Source organism: Bacteroides sp. (genome assembly GCF_052357945.1).
Classification (GTDB): Bacteria; Bacteroidota; Bacteroidia; order Bacteroidales; family Bacteroidaceae; genus Bacteroides.
Map to the genome: position 1 here is coordinate 1 of NZ_DAWCXD010000196.1, position 7,336 is coordinate 7,336.

The 7,336-nt window shown below is 42.5% G+C and carries 6 protein-coding genes; 1 reads left to right on the top strand and 5 read right to left on the bottom strand.

The window, feature by feature from the left end; all coding sequences use genetic code 11:
* Positions 1–1,679 (top strand): translational GTPase TypA (gene typA / locus ACT8YW_RS20975; protein ID WP_444107037.1); only part of this gene is annotated, 1,679 nt, incomplete at its 5' end.
* An 81-nt stretch (positions 1,680–1,760) separates the two neighbouring features.
* On the opposite strand, the gene ACT8YW_RS20980 is transcribed toward typA, so the two are convergent.
* The 5 genes from ACT8YW_RS20980 to ACT8YW_RS21000 all read right to left on the bottom strand — a co-directional run.
* Positions 1,761–2,285, bottom strand: a complete 525-nt coding sequence (locus tag ACT8YW_RS20980) for a chromate transporter (protein ID WP_004296410.1) — start codon at positions 2,283–2,285, stop codon at positions 1,761–1,763.
* The gene (locus ACT8YW_RS20985) at positions 2,282–2,839 is read right to left on the bottom strand and encodes a chromate transporter (RefSeq protein WP_444107038.1); all 558 of its coding nucleotides are present in this window, start codon (positions 2,837–2,839) and stop codon (positions 2,282–2,284) included. Before ACT8YW_RS20985 ends, ACT8YW_RS20980 begins: the two co-directional genes overlap by 4 nt.
* Before the next feature lie 31 nt (positions 2,840–2,870).
* A complete protein-coding gene (locus ACT8YW_RS20990; protein WP_444107039.1) occupies positions 2,871–5,360 on the bottom strand; it encodes a glycosyl hydrolase family 95 catalytic domain-containing protein in 2,490 nt (829 codons plus the stop codon).
* Between the two features lie 117 nt (positions 5,361–5,477).
* The gene (locus ACT8YW_RS20995) at positions 5,478–6,788 is read right to left on the bottom strand and encodes a MutS-related protein (RefSeq protein WP_444107040.1); all 1,311 of its coding nucleotides are present in this window, start codon (positions 6,786–6,788) and stop codon (positions 5,478–5,480) included.
* A 149-nt stretch (positions 6,789–6,937) separates the two neighbouring features.
* Positions 6,938–7,336 (bottom strand): phosphoenolpyruvate carboxykinase (ATP) (locus ACT8YW_RS21000; protein ID WP_444107041.1); only part of this gene is annotated, 399 nt, incomplete at its 5' end.

Below are 7,336 nucleotides of genomic sequence, written 5' to 3' on the forward strand. Positions count from 1 at the left end.
TCCTGGATAACAACGATTTGGAACGTGAACGTGGTATAACGATTCTCTCCAAAAATGTATCCATCAATTACAACGGTACAAAGATTAATATTATTGATACTCCGGGACACAGCGACTTCGGTGGTGAGGTAGAACGTGTATTGAATATGGCCGACGGTTGTATTCTGTTGGTAGACGCCTTTGAAGGTCCGATGCCCCAGACTCGTTTCGTACTGCAAAAAGCGCTGGAGATCGGTTTGAAACCTATCGTGGTAGTTAATAAGGTAGATAAACCTAACTGCCGTCCGGAAGAAGTTTACGAAATGGTTTTCGATTTGATGTTCAGCCTGAATGCAACGGAAGACCAACTAGACTTCCCCGTAATCTATGGTTCCGCCAAAAACAACTGGATGAGCACCGACTGGAAGCAACAGACTGACAGTATTACTCCGCTACTGGATTGTATCATCGAAAATATTCCGGCACCTAAACAACTGGAGGGTACGCCCCAGATGTTGATTACTTCTCTGGATTATTCTTCTTATACCGGTCGTATCGCCGTAGGTCGCGTACATCGCGGTACATTAAAAGAAGGTATGAATATAACGCTTGCGAAACGCAATGGCGATATGTTCAAGAGCAAAATCAAAGAACTCCATGTTTTCGAAGGTTTAGGCCGCGTGAAAACAAACGAAGTTTCTTCCGGTGACATCTGCGCACTAGTAGGTATCGACGGATTCGAGATTGGAGATACAGTTTGTGATTTCGAAAATCCGGAAGCATTGCCGCCAATCGCCATTGATGAGCCGACCATGAGTATGTTGTTTGCGATCAACGATTCTCCTTTCTTCGGCAAAGATGGTAAGTTTGTGACTTCACGCCACATCCATGACCGCCTGATGAAAGAACTCGATAAGAACCTGGCTCTCCGTGTAAGGAAGAGTGAAGAAGACGGTAAATGGATTGTTTCCGGCCGTGGTGTACTCCACCTTTCTGTATTGATCGAAACGATGCGTCGTGAGGGATACGAATTGCAGGTAGGTCAGCCGCAGGTTATCTTCAGAGAAATCGACGGTGTGAAATGCGAGCCGATTGAAGAGCTGACCATCAATGTACCGGAAGAATATTCCAGCAAAATTATAGATATGGTTACTCGCCGTAAAGGTGAAATGGTCAAGATGGAAAATACAGGTGAACGTATCAATCTTGAGTTCAATATGCCTTCACGCGGTATCATCGGTTTGCGTACCAATGTACTGACTGCCTCTGCCGGCGAAGCCATCATGGCACACCGCTTCAAAGAATATCAACCGCACAAAGGAGAAATCGAACGTCGTACGAACGGTTCTATGATTGCTATGGAAAGCGGAACAGCTTTTGCTTATGCCATCGACAAATTGCAGGATCGCGGTAAATTCTTTATCTTCCCGCAGGACGAAGTTTATGCAGGACAAGTAGTAGGCGAACACTCTCATGACAACGACCTGGTTATCAACGTAACCAAATCGAAGAAATTGACGAATATGCGTGCTTCCGGTTCGGATGATAAAGTACGCCTGATTCCACCTATCCAGTTCTCGCTTGAAGAAGCACTGGAATATATTAAGGAAGATGAATATGTAGAAGTTACTCCTAAAGCAATGCGTATGCGTAAAGTGATTTTGGACGAAACCGAACGTAAACGTGCAAACAAGAACTAACTATTCTTTCATAATATCATAAAAGAGAACCCCGGTTAAACACAGCGTTTAACCGGGGTTCTCTTTTTCCCATAAGTATTACTAATACAACAGTAATCCTACCACACCCGCCAGACAAATCAACAGAATAGGATGAAGATTCCATTTCCATGTAACCAAAAAGGCGGCTGCGAAAATACCGATACTTTTATAGTCTATAAAATTCTCTCTATTCATCATAAGTAATGCAGCCGAAGCAATCAGCGCGACCGACATAGGAAGCAGTCCAGACATAGCCGCTTTAATATACTTATTATCCTTACACTTCGCAAAGAAATAAGAAATGAGCAACACCAAAATAAAAGAAGGCAAGCAAACGGCTACAGTGGCCAACACAGCTCCCCAAACACTTTGTGTTACCGCATAACCTACGTAAGTAGCACTATTTATGCCAATCGGTCCCGGAGTCATCTGCGAAATTGCGACCACATCCGTAAATTGTTGAGGAGTCAGCCAATGATGAAGATCCACTATTTCATGTTGAATCAGGGAAAGCATCGCATATCCACCCCCAAAACCGAACATACCTATTTTAAGATACACCCAAAGTAATTGCCAATATATCATACCTGTTTATTCGCTATTTTTTCTTTCAACCATAATGTATATACCAATCCCCCTATAATTCCGGCCACCACAATATAAATAGGTGATAAGCCGAACTGCCAGATCAACACGGTAGCTATGGCAGGAGCAACCAACTGAAAATACTTCAGTTTCAAAGCTCTAACAGCAGAAATGCAAGGAAACAGAATCAATGCTACCACGGCAGGACGTATTCCATTAAAGATACGAATCATCACTTCATTATCCTGAAACTGTGCAAAAAACATGGCTATCAGCATCATAATAACGAAAGAGGGAAGAATCGTAGCCAATGCACACACCAGGCTACCACCCACCTTATACAACTTATATCCTACAAAAATAGAAATATTCACTGCAAACACACCCGGAAGCGACTGCGTCAAAGCAAACATCTCCATAAATTCTTCTTTATTCATCCATTGCCTGTTAACAATCTCCCGTTCAATCAACGGAATCATGGCATAACCGCCACCAATAGTAAACATTCCAATCTTCGCAAATGTCACGAATAATTTTAAATACTCCAGTACCATCCTTTCTTTCTAATTTTCCGATATTTTGTGTTTATTTTTTAATGAGCCCTTTGGCTGCATCATATCCAATCTGATAACTGCGTCCTTTCACAGTTTTAAAGGAGATAGTCTGATCCGCATACTTTATGACACAGTCGCCTCCTGCATTAGAGCGTACAACAGCTTCTTTCAATTGATGATTCTCCCAGATCACATCCACCTCAAAATTTCCTTTTGCACAGATACCACTGATAGAACCGTCTTTCCATGCATCCGGCAAAGCCGGTAATAATTGAATAAAGCCCATGTGACTTTGGAGCAGCATTTCGGTGATTCCCGCTGTCCCACCAAGGTTCCCATCAATTTGGAAAGGCGGATGCGTATCCCACAAATTATCCATGGTTCCGTTCTTCAATAAATTGCCGAATAAAGTATAAGCATGATTACCATCCTGCAAACGCGCCCACTGATTCAACTTCCAACCCATACTCCAACCGGTAGCACCATCACCACGATGCACTAATACCACTTTAGCAGCTTTCGCCAGTTCGGGAGTAGTGACCGGAGAAACAGTATGTCCCGGATGCAGGCCGAACAAATGATTCACATGACGATGTTCATCTTTCGGATCATCAATATCTACCGACCATTCCATCAACTGACCATAACGACCTATTTGATAGGGAACGAGATTGGCAAGCACATGCTCCCATTGCTTACGTTCTTTCTTATCTACACCCAACACCTTGCTTGCTTCAATCGCATCCATCAGAATTTCACGCACTACGGCATGCACAAAAGTAGCTCCCTGATCGATAGGACCATGCTCGGGCGAAGTGGACGGAGCAGCCGTATAGGTTCCATCCGGCTTATGCCACAGGTAATCGACTGCAAAATCCGCACTACTCTTAATTAGTTCATAGCCGGTTTCTTTCAGAAATTTCAAGTCTCTTGTATAGTCGTAATACTCCCATATATGGGTAGCCAACCAAGGCCCTGCCATCGGATTGAAGTTCCACGACATATCCTGACTTTCCAACGGAGTGGTAAAGCCGAAAATATTGCCGGAAATAGACGCCGTCCATCCTCTTGCTCCGAAATAAGCTTGCGCAGTCTTCTCGCCCGGTTTCACAAGTGTACGGATAAAGTCTATCAACGGAAGCACACACTCATTTAAGTTGGTAGAACAAGCAGGCCAATAATTCATCTGGATATTGATGTTATTATGATAATCCACACGCCACGGTCCATCAACATTATTGTGCCAAATCCCCTGCAGATTAGCAGGCATATTGCCCGGACGGGAACTGACAATCAGAAGATAACGTCCAAATTGATAATACAACTCTTCCAGATAATAATCCGGCTGTCCTTTCCGATAATTTTTCAGACGTTGAGAAGTAGGCAAGTTCACTCCTTTCACCCCTGGATTCAGATTCAGCCGAACCCGGTTGAACAGAGTAGCATAATCATTATAATGCTGATTGAATAAAGCTGTATATCCCTGCGCCATTGCATTATTCATCCACTGCTTTGTAGTTTCTTCGGGATTAACGCCTATATATGTTTTCGGATCTTTAAAATCCGGATCAAAATTAATCTTATAGTCAGTGTCCGCTGTGATATAAAATACAACTTCGTCCGCATCCTTCACCATTAACTTTCCATCTGCATTAGACAGTGTTCCTCCTTTTGTCTCTGCCTGAATGCGCACAACATATTTCATTCCATTATTATCCAAAGAAGCTGTGTAAACCAGTCCTTTATTTCCATCAGAAACCATACAGCCGGTAGACAGGGGATTGGGCGCATAACTGAAAACCAGATTTTGTTTCCCCGATTGATCCGCGCTAAAACGTACCACCATTACATTAGCAGGGTAAGAGATAAAAAAGTTACGTTGATAAGCCACACGATCCTTTTTGAATTGTACGACTGCCATAGCCGAATCCAAAGAAAGAATGCGCTTATAATCGCTCATTCCTATCATATTCAGTCCGGTTTCTACATAAAATTCTCCCATTGTAGTAAAACTACCGAAACGGAAAGGATTTTCTCTGTCAGCTTCATACGACACTTCACTATTGAAGTTCTGTCGCGTCAGCATTTCAGCCTTTTTCTGATCTCCCTCTGTAAATGCTTTGCGTATTTCATCTAAAAGATGGGCCGATTGTTTATTGACATTCCAATAGTAGTCCGCACCTTTCTCTGTGTTCGGACCACCGCGCCAAAGTGTTTTTTCATTGAAAGTGATACGTTCGGCTTCCACTGACCCCATAATATTTGCACCGAGGCTACCGTTACCAATAGGCAATGACTGTGACTCCCAACTGGCATCCAGATTATGTCCGCTTCCCGCTGTTACCGGTTTATTTTCACCTTTCCACAAATCCGGTCTTCCGCCATACCAGGCAGCATATCCCTGCAAAGTATTGGGAGTGTCAAACCAGATGGAAAGTCCTTGAGTATAATCTATTTCTCCGGCATAAAGCCCGGAGGTAAGGAATAGGGAACTAATAAGAAGGAAATAAAAATTCTTCATGGTCGTCGCGTCGTTATTTAAGATTAAGAACCCATTTATAGTCTGTACAAAAGTAGTCAAAATATATATCTAATAAAAATAAAACAGAATCTCAACAACCTCTATAACGAGGTAAAATTACATCAAACTACCCGACAGCAATTTTTTCACTACCCAATACCCGACTCTGGCCTCTGAAATCCCCGACAACAACCGATGAGGACAGACAAACGCATCATCAATAATTTCTGCTTCCATATAATAAAAGCAACAGGAAGAATCCTTTTCAAAGGCTTTCGCATATTCCAAAATATGTGTCGATATCAAGAAATGACAATGAGAGAAGCCTTTCAGTAACTCATTGACGGCAACGGAGGCTTCAAACGCATCTTTAGCATTCGTCCCACGAAACATCTCATCTAATACCACCAAACAGCGTCTTCCGGTCACAGCTTTTTGCATCACTTCTTTAATACGGAGTACTTCCGCCATAAAATGACTTCGTCCGTCCCGCAAAGAATCCGGCAGATTAATAGAGGTATAAATCCCCTCGTAAAGAGGACAAATCATTGATTTCACAGGAACAGGCAAACCGCAATGTGCCAACCAGACAGCTAAGGTCAATGCCTTTAAAGTTGTTGACTTCCCCGCCATATTAGAGCCTGTAAAAATGCATATATTTCCCCGGGACATCTGCCAACTGTTTGGCTGCGCACCTTTCACAAAAGGATGAACGACTCCCTCCACTGAGAAGTCCATTGTCGGTACCATTACCGGCATACAACAGAAATTCTTCTCTTTTGCCACCCGGTGAGCTGTACGGCAAACATCAAGTAGATATATAACAGACAGAAGTTCCTTCAAAGATAACAACCGAGTACACCGAAACAGATAATCGAATTTGTCTATGACAAAGTTAGACAGTCGTTTTTCCTCATCAGAGGTCTGCTCCAACACTTCCTTCAATTCACTTCCATGGAGAATATTATCAATCATAGCAGCAGATTCTTTTATGAGTTGCGGGGCGTCCTGTGGTAGTTCTGTCGCCCATTCCTTCAAACAATGCAAGAGATGAACCACTAATTTCACCCCTCTGCAGATTACATAACGGGTGGAATCATATCGCACCAGACGGTCGATAACAGTAGCACATGAAAGTAGAATATGAGCTTCCCGTATCTGGTCACGATAAGCCAGGTAATACTCTATAAAATCCAACTCTTCTTCATTCAAAAGAAGTTCGGGCAAAGCATCCCAAACAATAGTCTCCTGTCTTTTACGGATTTCCTCCAAATCACTTAGCGGATACATAATCCAGTTCAACATCAGCGCTTTTCCTTCTTTTGTCTCAGTTTTGGAAAACAAAGAGAAAAGAAATTGTTCATTACTAGCAGTCTCTGTAATGCTTAGATCCGCATAGGTCTGTTTGTCAGTAGCTAGATATACCATGACCGCTTTTAAAGGTTAGTACTCCTGTTTTGGCAAATATAGGGAAAAGTTTTAAACAGACAGCATTTATTCTCATAGAAAGGCACAAGTATAAACAAAAAAGGCGGTTCGAAATCGAACCGCCTTCCATATTATATCTGATTCTCCAATTAGAGTTTCGGACCAGCAGCAACCAAAGCCTTACCAGCTTCGTTACCAGTAAATTTAGCGAAGTTCTTGATGAAACGTCCAGCCAAATCTTTTGCTTTTTCTTCCCATTTGCAAGCACATTCGTAAGTGTCGCGTGGATCAAGGATCTTCGGATCAACACCCGGAAGTTCTGTAGGAACAACAAAGTCGAAGAAAGGAATAACCTTAGTAGGAGCTTTGTCAATAGAACCATCAAGGATAGCGTCGATAATACCACGAGTATCTTTGATAGAGATACGTTTGCCAGAACCATTCCAACCAGTGTTAACCAAATATGCTTTAGCACCAGTCATTTCCATCTTCTTAACCAGTTCTTCTGCATATTTAGTTGGGTGCAATGACAAGAAAGCAGCACCGAA